The following is a 14,994-nucleotide window of genomic DNA, read 5'->3' on the forward strand; positions in this document are numbered from 1 at the left end:
TAAGCCTATGGCACAGGAGTACATAACGGAGGGCTAGGCGCTGGAGCTGGTCAATTCTCGAAGTCAAAATTTGTACTTTCTTTACTTTTGAAAATAAACGAGAGTGTTCAGCACTCGTTAGAATAGACTTATTGTTCCAGCCAGTTATAGAATGGCGCAGAAGAAAGCTCCTGGTCATCTTTTACATTTCTTTTGTGCATTTGTCTTTGACGAAACTTAAGACCATGATTTTTCGCTTGTTCAATCGTCCTAATGCCATTTTTCTTCCATTCAAAAAGAATTCTATCAATATAGCGAAAATTTAATTTTCCGGACATAACCGCTTCTCTTAGTGCTGCTTTAATGATAACAGGATCATGATGATCATCGTCCATCCACATTGCCAGGGTTTCACATTCAAACGGTGATAAAGGACGACCGAATTCTTTTTCAAAACATGTATATAGGTCCGTTTCCTCCGCCTGCTGATGCAATTCTTGACTGCTTTTCTGATTCATCAAGAACTGGTCAACGAGTCTTTCCCATAAAGGTTTTATAGAATATTTTTCAAATCGAATGCCATCATGTGAATACTCATCAATGATTTCCAAAAACCCTCTTTGCAACAATTTTCTTAGCAGTGCATTACAATCAGATATAGAGATGGTCATTCTGGCGGAAAGTTCATCAGGTGTCGGAAAATAATTTCCTTGTTCTAAAAATGTCATAATATTTAATAACAAAACAAGTTCTGTCTCATTTAAATTAAGGTTACGATATTCTGCAAATAGCAAAGCAGGGATGGTAATATTCCCTTCTTGCAGCCATGCTAATAGGTTTGCTTTCATTGTTTGGACACCTCTTGATTAGTATAACATGAACTAAATAACCCGGTAAGAGAATTAGGTATCCAGCTTTGGCAAGGAAAGCAAAAAGCCTGCAGAACGCAGACTTTTTGCTGATTACTCCAGACTTATAACCTTTCTTTCATAAATTGGTCCATTCTTTGTACAGCTTTTTCAAGCTGGTCAAGTGAAGTGGCATAGGATAGACGGATATTGTCTGGCGTCCCAAACCCGGAACCCGGAACGACAGCTACTTTTGCTTCTTCCAAGAGCGCCTCGACAAATGCGTCAACACTCGTAAACCCGGCTATTTCGGCGGCCTGTTTTACATTTGGGTACAAGTAAAACGCACCCTGCGGTTTCACACATGTAAAACCAGGAATTGCAACTAATTGATCATAAATAATGTCCAACCGTTCTTCAAAGGCCTTGCGCATTTCCTCAACAGGCTCTTGCGGGCCATTATAGGCGGCAATAGCAGCATATTGTGCAGTAGTTGTCGGGTTTGAGGTGCTATGGCTTGCTAAATTCGTCATCGCCTCAATAACCTCTTTATTGCCGGCCGCATAACCAATTCTCCAGCCTGTCATCGAATGAGATTTAGAAACACCGTTGATAATAATTGTTTGCTCCTTAAGCTCTGGAGAAAGCTGCGCAATGGAGACATGTTTTGCTCCAAAATAAACAAGCTTCTCATATATTTCATCGGAAACAATCAAAATATTTTTTTCAAGACAAACTTTCCCTAATTCCCGAAGCTCATCTGCAGTATACAATACGCCGGTAGGATTGCTCGGTGTATTAATAATGACTGCTTTTGTCTTTTCGGTAATCGCCTGTTGCAGCTGTTCAGGGGTAATCTTAAAATGGTTATGTTCATGTCCTTCAATATAGACAGGAACTCCGCCTGCCAATTTTACTTGTTCTGGATAGCTTACCCAATACGGAGTAGGAATGATGACTTCATCGCCATCATTCAGTAAAACCTGAAACAATGTATATAAAGCATGTTTTGCTCCATTTGCCACAATAATTTCATTTGGTTTGTAAGTTAGACCTTGATCCTTTTCAAACTTTGCAATAATGGCCTGTTTTAAGGCAGGTAATCCGGCAGATGGTGTATATTTTGTATAACCTTTTGTCATGGATTCCACGGCTGCATCCAAAATATGCTGGGGTGTATTGAAATCCGGTTCACCAGCCCCCAAACCAATGACATCTTCTCCCTGTTCTTTTAATGCCTTTGCTTTTGCCGTAATGGCTAATGTTGATGAAGGTGTTAATGCCAATACCCTGTTTGCCAGCTTAATTGTCAATGTCTTTTCCCCCTGTCTCCAGTTGAATTACAGATTTTCAATCTTTTTTAACCATTCTCCAGTTTGAAAATCGACATAGTAATAATTTATTAAGTTATGATCAGAACGGTAATAAATTTCCCATAAAGGGATATCTTTTTCCATTCCTAAACTTACGGAAATAATTTGTTTTGGTTTTTCTTCTTCTAGCAGTTTTTGAATGGCCTGGTTCTTAGAAATACCATCTTTTGCGTTTCTAACAATTACTTTTTTACTCTTTTCCGGAATCCATACAATGATATTTTCGCCCTTGTTGTTTTTTCCCTCGATGACATCAACAGATTCCGATCCATTATAAACATGGAAATCATTTACTTTGCTGATGGACACATGTTTTTTGGCAAGTAATAAAGCCCTCTTTTCAGCAGTATTAATCGGTTTCATCGCGTTTACGTAAACGTTGATTAAAATGCCACCAATTATTAATATGACTAGCGGTACTGCAATAAGAATCCACTTTTTCACATCGAATCACTTCTTTATGTACGATAAATCGTAAAAATCGCTTTATTCTGGTCATCTTGGTCAAGGGCTAGTCCAAACATAAGGTTATTTTCCTTAAGTGTGCGGTTTAAAGCATCAACAATTTTATATAAATCCGGACTTTGCTGGATTTTAACTGTTGATAGTACTTCAATTTTGCTTTCCATCTGTTATCCTCCACATGCATAGCTTTTGTAATCTCACCTTATTATAACAGGTATGATCCGTATCTGCCTTGTATCGTGCAGTAAAAATTATATAATTTTTTTATTCTTTTTTCATACTATAAATTCTAGGAAAGCCATTTATGAATATCAGCTGTTAAATCCTTAATCCCTCCTTTTTTAATGGTGATATCTGGAATTGAATCAAGGAATGTTTTTCCATACTTTGTAGTGATAATCCTTTTGTCAAATACTAAAATAATTCCTTTATCTGACTCAGTTCGAATCAAACGACCAAATCCTTGCTTAAATCGAAGGATTGCTTCCGGAAGTGAGTATTCTGCAAAAGCATTTCCACCTCTTTCAGTAATTAAGTTGCATTTTGCCTCTGTTAATGGCTCATCCGGGGGACTGAACGGCAATCTGACAATGATAAGGCACGATAAATCCTCGCCGGGAATATCAACCCCTTCCCAAAAGCTGCCGGTACCAAGTAAAATCGCCTTTTCATAACGCTGAAAATTTCTTGTCAGCCTTGTTTTGCTTCCGCTGGTAATCCCTTGGGCAATTATTACATACTCATCGAGAAAGCCGCTCTCTTTCATCAACTCATATGTTTTTTTCAGCATATCAAAAGCGGTAAATAGAATCATCATCCTTCCTTTTGTGGCTTCAGCAACCGATATAATCTGTTCCGTAATCGCGATGACAAACTCGTCCAGACTGACCAAGTTAATTTCTGGTAAGTCTTCAGGTATGAACAGCTGAACCTGATGTTTGTAATCAAATGGCGACGGAATAGTTACAGTGACGGGAGAAAGGGAATCAAGCCCAATTTCCCTCATCATATAGGCAAAAGAATGATTTACCGTTAGAGTGGCTGAGGTAAGCACCACTGCTTTTTTCTTTAGAAATAACTGATCTTTCAACCGTCCAGCTACAGAAGCAGGCTGAGCAATAAAAGTCGTTACATTTTGTGGTGAACGGGGATCTACTTCAATCCATTTTACTTCATTGGATTCTTTGATAAAGCAGCTAATAATGGTATTCCTTAATTCATCAAGATCATTCAGGAATGTTTGAATTTCGGTTATTTTACTGGCAATCGTATTTTCCTTCATTTTTGCTTCCTGGGTAATGACATCAACCCGTTTTGAGACGGCTATAAATAAATCTTTTAGTAAAAAGGAAAGCCTTTCTGCGCTATGAATAAGTGCTTTTCCCTTTTTCCCGACATCTATAGGAGTAAACCTTACCTTTATACGATTGAATCCTTGTGTTTTACCGCACTTTGTTTGACAAAATGCATAGAGAAGCTGAAAAAATTCATCTATTTCGTAGTTAATGTCACTGACCAATTGATTTAAATCAAAAGCAGAAATCATGTTTCCCTTTGATTCCGTGACGGCTTGCAATTGCTCTAATTCGTAAAAAAGTTGTTTCTGCTCATAGAGCCCAAATTGCCCTAACAGCATTCGCGTTGATAAATAATCGAATGTGAATCCAAAAAACTGTGTTGCTGCTTTTTCGAAATGGTGAGCTTCATCAATAATTAGATAATCAAATTGCGGCAAAATGGAGCCGCCTTCTTTAAGATCGCATAGTAACAGATAATGATTTGTGATAATGATATCTGCATTTTCAGCCCTGCTGAGTGCTTTAGCATAAAAATCTTTTTCCCGCCATATTTGATCATGCAGTTTTGAATCTGGTCCGCTTTTTATTTTATTCCAAAAAAGCTCTCCCCCGCTCGAAAGATTCAATTCATCTTTATCACCAGTTTCGGTTTGTGTAAGCCAGACAAGAATTTGCATCTTGGTTAAAGTCGTATCATAATTATCATTTTCATCTGTGAGAGTTTGCTGAAATCGGGCTAAGTTTAGATAATGATTTCTTCCCTTTAATAATACTGCATTGATCGGAAATGGCAGCATTTTGGCTAAGCGGGGAATTTCTTTATTTAATATTTGTTCCTGCAGCTGAATGGTATGAGTACTGATGACAATCCGCTTGTTTTTGCTTTTTGAAAAATAGGCAGCCGGCAAAAGGTATCCAATGGATTTGCCGACCCCTGTACCTGCTTCAATTAATGTATGCCGTTCGTTTTGAAATGATTGATATACAGCGTCCATCATCGAAAATTGTCCGATCCTTGTTTCATATGATGGGAAACCTTTCTTTACAAGTTCCTTTTTATCTGATTCACTTTCAGGATAAAGAAATTCTAAATCTTGTTCCCAAGCGTAATTGTTCTGAGGAGGTGCCTTTTTAAGTGCTAAATTTTGCACAATTTCAATCGTATCTGATTGTTCGAGTGAATTACTATTCATTTCGTTAAGCAAATCATCCAGGAACAGCTGTAAATCGCATTTTAGTCCACCTGATAAATTCATCAACTGGTTCAATGTCATTTTGGGCAGCCGGATCAAGCGCTGAAGAAGAATCAAGAATAGTTGCGCTGTCACTTCGGCATCACTGTCCGCTTGATGCGGCCGACCGTGATGAAGGTTTTCTTGCTCAGCTAGATCAGAAAGCTTATACCCATCAGCGGTTGGATATAAGATTCTTGCCATCTCTACCGTATCTAATACCTGTCCGTAAAATCCACCGCAGCCTGCCTGAATTAATTCCTCTTGAAGGAAAGATAAGTCGAATAAAATATTATGAGCCACAAAATAGGCTCCGTCCAAGAGGGCGGTTACTTTTTCAGCAACTTCTGAAAAAACAGGCGCATCCTTTACCATATCATCCGTAATCCCTGTCAATTCTTGAATAAAAATCGGAATAGGCTTTTGGGGATTAATAAGTGATGAGAATCTTTCTGTGATAGTACCATTTTCGATAACGACGGCAGCAAATTGGATTATTTTATCACCTTTTTTCGGCAGGTTTCCGGTCGTTTCCAGATCGATAACAACAAATTTATGTAACATTTCTATACACCCCAAAGCTTCGTTCCTTCAACGGTATCATAAAAAGACGAAAAAGAAAATAATTGTTTGCCCCTCTTATTTTACACATTTTTAAAGAAAAACAGTGATTACGATCCAAGGGTCTGATAGGGCGGCTCATGAGTCGTAGTTGCACGTATGCCGAAAGAAAAGTTATATTTTCTGTTCAGCCAAAAAGGAAAATCCCCGATGATGATCGGGGATCCTTCTTACAAAACAGTATGAGCTGGTTCAGCATGGATTAATTCTTTAATATGATTATTCTCATCCATAATGGCAATCTTCGGTTGGTGCTCGGACAACTTATCCTCTGGAACCAGTGCATAAGAAATGATAATCACCGTATCTCCTACCTGAACAAGACGAGCGGCGGCACCGTTTAAACAAATCACGCCGCTTCCTCTTTCTCCAGGAATAATATACGTCTCTAACCGGGCACCATTATTGTTATTGACAATTTGCACCTTCTCATTCGCAGTCATCCCTACTGCATCGAGAAGATCTTCGTCAATCGTAATGCTGCCGACATAGTTTAAATTCGCTTCTGTAACTGTGGCCCGATGGATTTTACCGTTCATCATGTGGCGAAACATTGTTGATTTCCCCCTATTGTTTGTTTACTTCGATGATAAGATTATCTATTAGCCGGACATTCGTAAATTTTACGGCTAGAGCAATAATTACTCTTCCTTCTAGCCTTTCCAATGGCTTTAATTGCGGATACGAATAAATCTCTACATAATCAATTTGGCCGCTTGACTGGCTAGTAATCATGGTCTTAATGAGATTGATTAAGCTTTCAGAATTACGTTCACCATTAGCAATCGATTCTTTTGCTGCTTGCAAGCTTCTATATAAAATAGTCGCCTGCTCTCTTTCTTCTGGCAATAGATTCACGTTTCGCGAACTTTTTGCCAAGCCGTCTTGTTCACGGACCGTATCAACGGCAACAAGCTCGACTGGAAAGTTGAAATCAGATATTAATCCGTCAATAACAGCCACTTGCTGAGCATCTTTTTTACCAAAATATGCTCTTGTTGGCATGACGATCGAAAAAAGTTTCGTAATAACAGTTGCTACTCCATCGAAATGCCCTGGCCGCGACTTGCCGCATAATACATCTGTCCGCTCCTGAACGATTACTTTAACGGAAGGAGAATTGGGATACATCTCCCGGGTTTCCGGATAAAAAATGTAATCGACTTTTTCACTTTCTGCCAAGGCCCTGTCTCTGGCAAAATCTCGCGGGTATGTGGCAAAATCTTCTTTCGGGCCGAACTGCAGCGGATTAACAAATATACTTAAGACTACGAGGTCATTTTCTTTCCTTGCATGTCTGATCAGCGTTAAATGTCCTTCATGAAGATATCCCATCGTCGGGACAAAGCCGATCGTTTTTCCGTTTGCCTTTTGTTGAATCATTTCTGCCTGCATGTCTTTAACAGTCGTTATTACTTTCATTGCCTGCCTCCGTAAAGCAGCTTTAGTTCTTCTTCCTTCATAGTAAAAGAATGTTTATCTTCCGGGAATCGCTTTGCTTTAACATCTTGTGTATAGGCGTGAATTGACTCAACAATAAACGGATTGACAGAATGATATTGTTTCACAAACTTAGGTACCCGGTCTACTCCATAGCCCAAGATATCATGGTAGACAAGAACTTGACCATCTGTCTCAGGTCCTGCTCCTATTCCAATAACTGGAATAGAAAGGGATTTTGTTACTTCTTCAGCAAGTTGTTTTGGCACACATTCAAGAACAATGGCAAACGCCCCGGCGGCTTCACACTTCTTCGCATCGTCTAATAATTTCCTAGCGGCTGGCGCTTCTTTTCCTTGCACCTTATAACCGCCTAAAACCCCAACGGATTGCGGTGTCAGCCCAAGATGGGAGCAGACGGGAATCCCAGCCTTTGTTAGAGCAGCTATATGGTTCACCACTTCATCGGCACCTTCTAATTTAACAGCATGAGAGCCTGTTTCCTGCATAATTCTTCCCGCATTAATTAATGTATCTCTGACCGATAAATGATACGATAGAAACGGTAGGTCCGTTACAATAAATGTATCCTTCGCTCCTCGTTTAACAGCTTTCGCATGATGAATCATGTCTTCTAATGTCACTGGAATGGTGGAATCAAAGCCCAAAACTACCATTCCAAGTGAATCACCGACTAATATCATGTCAACGCCGCCCTGTTCTGCAAGCTTTGCAGATGGATAATCATAAGCAGTTAACATGACAATCTTTTCATTATTTTGCTTCATTTTCAAGAAGTCTGTAGTTTGCTTCATCATTTTCCCTCCTTAAAATAGGGGAGAGGCGATAACACATTCGAAGAGCAAATAAAAAGATCCTTCTGAAGGCAGAGGATCTCGTGTTACTCTTTTGTATGTTCCATCCCTCTGTCCCGGTCCGATAACGGATCTAGGCAGAAACCTTTTTATTTGTCAGTTGCAATCAAGGTGCAGTTCTTACTGATACTGCCCAAGAAAATTATACAAAATGTAAAATAGTCTTTCAAGAGGAATGGACCGGTTTAAAGTTCTATATCGGCGGAATACACATGATGAATTTCACCTGTCTGATCTTCCAATTTCAAAACACCTTCGTCCGTAATGCCGAGTGCTTTTCCTTCAATCACTTTTGTTAAGGTTCTAGCTTTAATCGTTTTCCCGATACTAACAGCATAGCCTTCCCATAATAGCTTGATAGGGAAAAATCCTTTTTCCAAATAGAGTAAATATAATTTTTCAAAGTGTTTAAAAATACTTTTAATTAATCCAGCCCGGGAAATGTCCTCTCCTTTTTCAATAGCGAGAGAACTGGCCTTTTCTTGAAGCTCGATAGGAAAATCCGCTTGTTTCTGATTCACATTAATCCCGATACCGATAATCACAGAATGTATCCGGTCTGCTTCCGCCTGCAATTCGGTTAAAATTCCTGTGACTTTTTTTCCATTAATTAAGATATCATTCGGCCATTTGATTTCTGCTGACAACCCTGCTGCTTCTTCTATTGCCTGAGCGACTGCGACCGCTGTCAATAACGTTAACTGCGGCGCCTTAGTCAGCGGGATATTCGGCTTAAGGATCATGCTCATCCATACACCTGTATATTTTGGAGAATGCCATTTACGGTCCATTCTTCCTTTACCTGCTCTTTGTTCTTCGGCAAGAATCACCGTTCCTTCCGGTGCATTTTCGGAAGCGAGCTGATGAGCTATTCTTTGCGTTGACTCAACACTTTCTTCGTAGTAAAGATTTCTGCCAATAAACTCTGTGGTCAGTCCGAGACGTATTTCATCGGCGGTCATTTTCTTCGGGGTTTTGATAATTCTGTACCCTTTTTTCCTTACAGCTTCAATTTCAAAGCCATCCTTACGCAACTCCTCGATATGCTTCCATACTGCCGTCCTCGAACAGCCAATTAGGTCAGCCAAATGCTGGCCGGATAAATAAGATTCACCGGCCTTTGTGAAGGCATCCAGCATTTTATTTCTCAATTCTGACTGCACGCTATCAGCCACTCCTTAATTTGTTGTTGATTATTCACGACAATTCCTTCTAAAATTGCTTGTTCAATTTTCAGTAACATTTCTTTCACCCATGGTCCACCCGGTTTTTCAAACCATTTCAGCAAATCGCTGCCACTAACAGCAAGTTCGGTGCGGTCTTTAATCGGCAGCTCTTGATAAACATTCAACCAGGATTGAACCGATTTAGTCGATTCCATTCCATTGATTACAAGATAGAGCGTTTCGGCTGATTGAATCACTTCAGGACCTGCGGAATATAAATCATAAACTGTCCAAACTTGTTCTAACCTTTTCCGGAAAAAGAATAAAATTCTTTGAATATCTTTTATCTCTTTAACACTTAGCCTCCATTCCCGTAAAAACGCTTCAGCTTGATTTGTTGATAAATTTAAACAGAAAATAAGCAGTGCCCATATCTCATTTTTATTCAAATGTTCACAGTGAAACGAAAGCAGCTGTTTAATCGCCTTTTCCTGATGTGTGAGCCCTGGTAAAAAAGATATTAAGTTCGTATCGAGCATCATCTCAATCGCTTGTTTCCTGCTTTTACCCAATAATATTTTTTCAAACTCTGCCTTTTTACGTTCGATGGCGATATTTTGCAGTAAGAAAACATGTGACGATAATGCTTTAAGTGTTTGATCTTCAATTTGAAAGGAAAGCTGACTTACAAATCGAACCGCCCGCATCAGTCTTAATGCATCCTCATTAAAACGGTCTTTTGCTGGTCCGACCGTTCGAATGATTCGATTTTCAATATCTTGCCGGCCGTTAAATGGGTCGATTAACATTCCATTCCGATCCATGGCAATTGCATTCATTGTAAAGTCTCTCCGCTCTAAATCATCATTTAGCTTGCGGATAAAGGAAACTTCTGCCGGCCTTCGATAGTCACGATATTCCCCTTCGGCTCTAAATGTTGTAATTTCATATGGTTTTTGCTGATAAAGGACGAGAACAGTACCATGCTCAATCCCAATATCCACTGTTCGTTGAAACAACTGTTTAACTTCCTCGGGAGTTGCTGAAGTAGCAATGTCAACATCATGAATCGGTCTGCCAAGCAGATAATCCCGTACTGATCCTCCAACAAAATAGGCTTCAAATCCTGCATTTTCGAGCCGCTTGATGAGGGGAACGGCGGATAAAAACGGTTCTTTCATAGACTTCACCTAGTTTAATAAATTAAAATATAGTTCCTCGTATTGGCCAACAATTTGCTCTGCCCTAAATTTATTTTTTACCACCTCTTGGGATTTCAATGAGAATTGGTTATGAAGTCCCCTGTTGCTTAATAATGTTAATGCCTTCTCAGCAATATCCGTAATATCTCCAACTTTGCAAATAAAACCAGTTTCACCATCCTGAATTACCTCAGGGATGCCGCCAATATTAGTACCTATACACGGAACACCACATGCCATTGCCTCCAGCGCAACAAGGCCAAAGCTTTCTTTTTCTGATAGCAATAACATTAAATCACTAATTGAATACAACTCTTCTAAATTGTCCTGCTTTCCAAGAAAAATAACTTGCCCCTCAAGTCCGAGTTTCCTAACGATTTCACAAACGACGGTCATTTCCGGACCATCGCCGACAAGCAGTAATTTAGCGGGCATGTGCTTTACAATTTCAGCAAAGCTCTTCACGACATCCGGAACCCGTTTTACGGCGCGAAAATTGGAAACATGGATGATCACTTTTTCATTTTCTTTTATTTCATATTCTTTCCGTAAATGCCGTACATCACTTTTCCGATAAATTCGGTGATCAATAAAATTATAGACCGTCTTAATTGTTTTTTCGGGTTTGATCAGTTCATATGTCTGGCTTACTAATGCATTGGAAACGGCTGTTACTACATCCGATTTTTCGATGCCAAATTTAATTGCATTTGCTAATGACGGGTCATACCCTAGAACGGTAATATCTGTCCCATGCAGTGTCGTTACTATTTTAACCTCATGGTCGGCCATTTGTTTGGCTAAAATAGCGCAGACAGCATGAGGAATAGCGTAATGAACATGGAGCAAATCCAGCTTTTCTCGGTTAATGACTTCTGCCATTTTATTCGCTAATGCAATGTCATATGGCGGATACTGGAAGACTGAGTATTGATTCACTTCCACCTGATGATAATAGATATTACGATAAATTTTATTTAAACGGAAAGGAATACTGGATGAAATAAAGTGGATTTCGTGCCCATTTTCCGCCAGCATTTTGCCTAATTCTGTTGCCACGACTCCGGAACCTCCGACAGTCGGATAACAGGTTATGCCTATTTTCAATTTTCTCATCGCTTATTCCCCTAACAAATCATGTTGCAAAACAATCGGAACCTTTGTTTTAAACCCTTCGGCATAATCAACATTGACCAGTTTGCCGAACATTCTCTCCCTGGCAACGACCGATTCAATATAACCATTGACAAGCGGTGTGGCGACACTATCATCTGTTTGGACAAATTGGCTTTTATAAGCCTTTAAGGCAGCGATCTTTCGATCGATAAATTCAGAGATATTAATCATAAAGTCAGGTTTGTGGAAACCATTAATCATATAAAAATACAGCTTTTCAACCTTACGTGGTTCATTCGCTTCTTTTGTGCGGAATTTTTTTATTCCAGCCGAAAAAACTGCCTCCTCCACGAGTTTGGTACAATTTCCGTGGTCAGGATGGCGATCTTCATGATAAGGAGCAAAAATCACCTGGGGCTTATATGTTCGGATGACTCCGGCAACCTTTCTTATGTATTCCTCTTGAAGGAAAAGACCTCGATCAGGTAATCCCAGTGACATCCTTACCTTTACTCCTAATATTTCCGCAGACTTAGCCGCCTCTTCTTTCCTGAGCCGGACATTACCATTGGAAGAAAGTTCAGCATCTGTTAATTCACATATCCCGATTTTTTTTCCTTCTAAAGCAAATTTTGCGATTGTCCCTGCCATGCCAATTTCCACATCATCAGCATGGGCGCCAAAGGCCAAGATATGCAAATGGTTATTCTCCATTTTCCTCACCATTCTCTTTGACTATTTTTCTCCAATCCATATAGCCTTCTTCTAATCCTCTAATAAGTAATTCTGCCGAGCCCATATTTGTTGCCAATGGAATGGAATAAACATCGCAAAGACGTACAAGTGCTGTCACATCCGGTTCATGTGGCTGAGCGGTTAACGGATCTCGGAAAAAGAACACCGCATCCATTTGGTTTTTCGCGATCATGGCGCCAATTTCCTGGTCTCCCCCAAGAGGTCCGGATTGAAAGCGGGTAATATTTAACCCAGTAGCCTCCTTTATTCTTAGTCCAGTCGTACCAGTTGCAAATAAATGATGCTTGGCAAAAATGGATTGATAGGCAGTAACAAATTGAATTAAGTCTTCTTTCTTTTGATCATGAGCAATTAAGGCGATATTCATAAAAATCCCCTATTCTAATATATTTTCCAGGCCATAAATAAAGGAATTTTGCTTCATGACTGATTCAACTGCTGCTTTTACCCCTGACATAAAGGAACTGCGGTTATAGGAATCATGACGAATGGTCAGCGTTTGCCCGTCAGAGCCTAATAAAACTTGCTGATGTGCAATCAAGCCAGGCAATCTGACAGAGTGAATTTTCATGCCATCATAATCAGCCCCCCTGGCACCATCGAGGGTTTCTTTTTCATTTGGATGTCCCTGTTTCTTTGATTCTCTGACAGCAGCAATCATTTCCGCTGTTTTCACAGCCGTTCCTGATGGAGCATCAAGCTTCTGATCATGATGCATTTCAATAATTTCTATATCTTTAAAATATTTGGCTGCCATTTGCGAAAATTTCATCATCAATACGGCACCAATGGCAAAGTTTGGTGCAATAATGCAGCCTAAGTTTTTGTCGCGGCAAATCTGTTCTAATTCTTGTAAATCCTCTTTTGTAAAGCCTGTTGTTCCTACAACAGGGCGGACACCGTAGTTTAACGCCGTTTTGGCATGGTACATTCCAACTTCCGGTGTTGTTAAATCAATCAATACATCTGCTTTTACTTCCTCTAGACATTTTTCAATATCTGTATAAACCGGTACACGATGTACTGCTTGAAATCCCGGAATATCACTCAGCATCATGCCATTATTTTTATGGTCTAAAACAGCCAAAAGTTCAAACTGTTCTGTTTTGGTTACCATCTCGACAGCTTCTCGTCCCATCCGGCCGCGCGGTCCGGCAATTACAACTTTAATCATATTCATCTATTTTTACTCCTCCTCATTTGGCTTGATTCTTGTCCAACGGTCTTTATCCCGTGTATTGAATTTTTGCATTACATAATCATGTGCTTCTTCGAGATCTATATTTAATGAATTCGCAAAGCATATAACCACAAACAGAAGATCACCAAGTTCTTCCTTAATTTCTTTTTCGGTTTCTGTTGCTTTCTTCGGTTTTTCCCCATAATAATGGTTTACTTCACGTGCCAATTCTCCCAATTCTTCTGTCAATCTTGCAAGCAATGCCAATGGGCTGAAATATCCTTCTTTAAATTGGCTGATATATGTATCTACTTCTAATTGAAGCTCTTTCATTGACTTCCCAGCGGCCATCGATTCTACCTCGCTTACTCTTTTATTGATGATATGAGAACAAATCCTCTATATCATGTTAGCTAAATCATCTCAAATTTACAAATCTTTTCGTTTCAATATTGGCTCTATTCTACTATTCATTGCTCTTCTGATATTTATTCGTTATAATAAATACCGCCATTTAAGAGAAAATTAGGAAGGGGAGGTATGTTGATGATTTTTCAGCTAAAAATTAAAAATATTATATTTATTATTGTAGGCACTGCGATCATGTCTTTTGGACTTGTCAATTTTAATATACAGAATAAACTGGCAGAAGGCGGATTTACAGGGATTACTCTGATCCTATACTTCTTGTGGAAGATCGATCCATCCTATTCAAACTTAGTGCTCAATTTCCCGCTCTTTTTTATTGGTTGGAAACTGTTAGGCCGCAATACCTTTTTATATACCATCATTGGGACTGTCGGGGTCTCCTTGTTCCTTTGGATTTTCCAGCGAAATCCTATCAACATGCCGCTTCACAATGATTTAACCCTTGCTGCACTGTTTGCTGGAGTTTTTGTAGGCATCGGCCTTGGAATCATTTTCCGATTCGGTGGTACTACTGGCGGAGTGGACATTATTGCCCGTTTAGTACAAAAATATTTCGGATGGAATATGGGGAAAACCATGTTCTTATTTGATGCATGTGTCATTACGCTGTCATTATTAACTTATCTTAATTATAGACAAGCCATGTATACCCTTGTTGCAGTCTTCGTGGCAACCAGAGTGATTGATTTTATCCAGGAAGGAACTTACTCCGCTAGAGGGGCATTGATTATATCTGAGAAAAACGAGGAAATTGCTGAGGAAATAATGAATAAAATGGAGCGCGGTGTTACCGCATTACGGGGGTATGGCTCTTATACCAAAAATGAACGCGATGTCCTATATTGTGTCGTTGCGAAAAATGAAATCATCCGATTAAAAAATATCATTACATCTGTTGACCCGCATGCCTTTGTTTCCATTTCAGTGGTTCACGATGTACACGGTGAAGGGTTCACACTAGATGAAAATAAAATGCCGATAACATAGAAAAGCGCTAGCGCCTTGGTCAGCCTG

Annotated in this window: 16 protein-coding genes; 1 reads left to right on the forward strand and 15 read right to left on the reverse strand. The window is 39.5% G+C overall.

Going from position 1 to position 14,994, the window contains the following annotated elements; all coding sequences use genetic code 11:
- Positions 1-128 precede the first annotated feature (128 nt).
- From BFU02S_RS09855 to BFU02S_RS09920, 15 genes are all read right to left on the reverse strand, one after another.
- Positions 129-827, reverse strand: coding sequence for a DnaD domain-containing protein (locus BFU02S_RS09855; protein WP_066369821.1), 699 nt, complete (start codon positions 825-827; stop codon positions 129-131).
- Positions 828-952: 125 nt separating this feature from the next.
- Positions 953-2,134 (reverse strand): pyridoxal phosphate-dependent aminotransferase, encoded by a 1,182-nt coding sequence (locus BFU02S_RS09860; RefSeq protein ID WP_066369860.1) that lies wholly within the window; start codon positions 2,132-2,134, stop codon positions 953-955.
- Between the two features lie 33 nt (positions 2,135-2,167).
- Positions 2,168-2,644: a cell wall elongation regulator TseB-like domain-containing protein gene (locus BFU02S_RS09865; protein ID WP_066369825.1), complete on the reverse strand. Its 477-nt coding sequence runs from the start codon at positions 2,642-2,644 to the stop codon at positions 2,168-2,170.
- Between the two features lie 14 nt (positions 2,645-2,658).
- Entirely contained in the window at positions 2,659-2,829 is a 171-nt protein-coding gene (locus BFU02S_RS16380; RefSeq protein WP_084361060.1) for a YpmA family protein, read from the reverse strand.
- Positions 2,830-2,954: 125 nt separating this feature from the next.
- The gene (gene dinG / locus BFU02S_RS09870; protein ID WP_066369828.1) at positions 2,955-5,759 is read right to left on the reverse strand and encodes an ATP-dependent DNA helicase DinG; all 2,805 of its coding nucleotides are present in this window, start codon (positions 5,757-5,759) and stop codon (positions 2,955-2,957) included.
- 227 nt (positions 5,760-5,986) lie between these two features.
- Positions 5,987-6,370 carry an aspartate 1-decarboxylase gene (gene panD / locus BFU02S_RS09875; RefSeq protein ID WP_066369831.1) on the reverse strand — a complete coding sequence of 128 codons (384 nt, stop codon included), beginning with the start codon at positions 6,368-6,370 and terminating at the stop codon, positions 5,987-5,989.
- Positions 6,371-6,383: 13 nt separating this feature from the next.
- The gene (gene panC / locus BFU02S_RS09880) at positions 6,384-7,238 is read right to left on the reverse strand and encodes a pantoate--beta-alanine ligase (RefSeq protein ID WP_066369833.1); all 855 of its coding nucleotides are present in this window, start codon (positions 7,236-7,238) and stop codon (positions 6,384-6,386) included.
- The gene (gene panB / locus BFU02S_RS09885) at positions 7,235-8,071 is read right to left on the reverse strand and encodes a 3-methyl-2-oxobutanoate hydroxymethyltransferase (RefSeq protein WP_066369837.1); all 837 of its coding nucleotides are present in this window, start codon (positions 8,069-8,071) and stop codon (positions 7,235-7,237) included. The genes panC and panB overlap by 4 nt, the downstream gene beginning before the upstream one ends.
- Positions 8,072-8,316: 245 nt before the next feature.
- The gene (locus BFU02S_RS09890; protein ID WP_084361061.1) at positions 8,317-9,294 is read right to left on the reverse strand and encodes a biotin--[acetyl-CoA-carboxylase] ligase; all 978 of its coding nucleotides are present in this window, start codon (positions 9,292-9,294) and stop codon (positions 8,317-8,319) included.
- On the reverse strand, positions 9,279-10,478 hold the full coding sequence (locus BFU02S_RS09895; protein WP_066369842.1) for a CCA tRNA nucleotidyltransferase: 1,200 nt from the start codon (positions 10,476-10,478) through the stop codon (positions 9,279-9,281). The genes BFU02S_RS09890 and BFU02S_RS09895 overlap by 16 nt, the downstream gene beginning before the upstream one ends.
- A gap of 9 nt (positions 10,479-10,487) precedes the next feature.
- Positions 10,488-11,615 carry an N-acetyl-alpha-D-glucosaminyl L-malate synthase BshA gene (gene bshA / locus BFU02S_RS09900; protein ID WP_066369844.1) on the reverse strand — a complete coding sequence of 376 codons (1,128 nt, stop codon included), beginning with the start codon at positions 11,613-11,615 and terminating at the stop codon, positions 10,488-10,490.
- 3 nt (positions 11,616-11,618) lie between these two features.
- On the reverse strand, positions 11,619-12,329 hold the full coding sequence (gene bshB1, locus BFU02S_RS09905) for a bacillithiol biosynthesis deacetylase BshB1 (RefSeq protein ID WP_066369846.1): 711 nt from the start codon (positions 12,327-12,329) through the stop codon (positions 11,619-11,621).
- Positions 12,319-12,738: a methylglyoxal synthase gene (mgsA, locus tag BFU02S_RS16740; RefSeq protein ID WP_066369849.1), complete on the reverse strand. Its 420-nt coding sequence runs from the start codon at positions 12,736-12,738 to the stop codon at positions 12,319-12,321. The genes bshB1 and mgsA overlap by 11 nt, the downstream gene beginning before the upstream one ends.
- A gap of 9 nt (positions 12,739-12,747) precedes the next feature.
- The gene (gene dapB / locus BFU02S_RS09915) at positions 12,748-13,551 is read right to left on the reverse strand and encodes a 4-hydroxy-tetrahydrodipicolinate reductase (protein WP_066369852.1); all 804 of its coding nucleotides are present in this window, start codon (positions 13,549-13,551) and stop codon (positions 12,748-12,750) included.
- 6 nt (positions 13,552-13,557) lie between these two features.
- Positions 13,558-13,902 carry a nucleotide pyrophosphohydrolase gene (locus BFU02S_RS09920; protein ID WP_066369855.1) on the reverse strand — a complete coding sequence of 115 codons (345 nt, stop codon included), beginning with the start codon at positions 13,900-13,902 and terminating at the stop codon, positions 13,558-13,560.
- 195 nt (positions 13,903-14,097) lie between these two features.
- Here BFU02S_RS09920 and BFU02S_RS09925 point away from each other — a divergent pair, with 195 nt between their 5' ends.
- Positions 14,098-14,967, forward strand: coding sequence for a YitT family protein (locus BFU02S_RS09925; RefSeq protein ID WP_066369857.1), 870 nt, complete (start codon positions 14,098-14,100; stop codon positions 14,965-14,967).
- Positions 14,968-14,994: the final 27 nt, after the last annotated feature.

Origin of the sequence: Neobacillus fumarioli NBRC 102428 (assembly GCF_001591485.1) — a bacterium.
GTDB lineage: Bacteria > Bacillota > Bacilli > Bacillales > Cytobacillaceae > Neobacillus > Neobacillus fumarioli.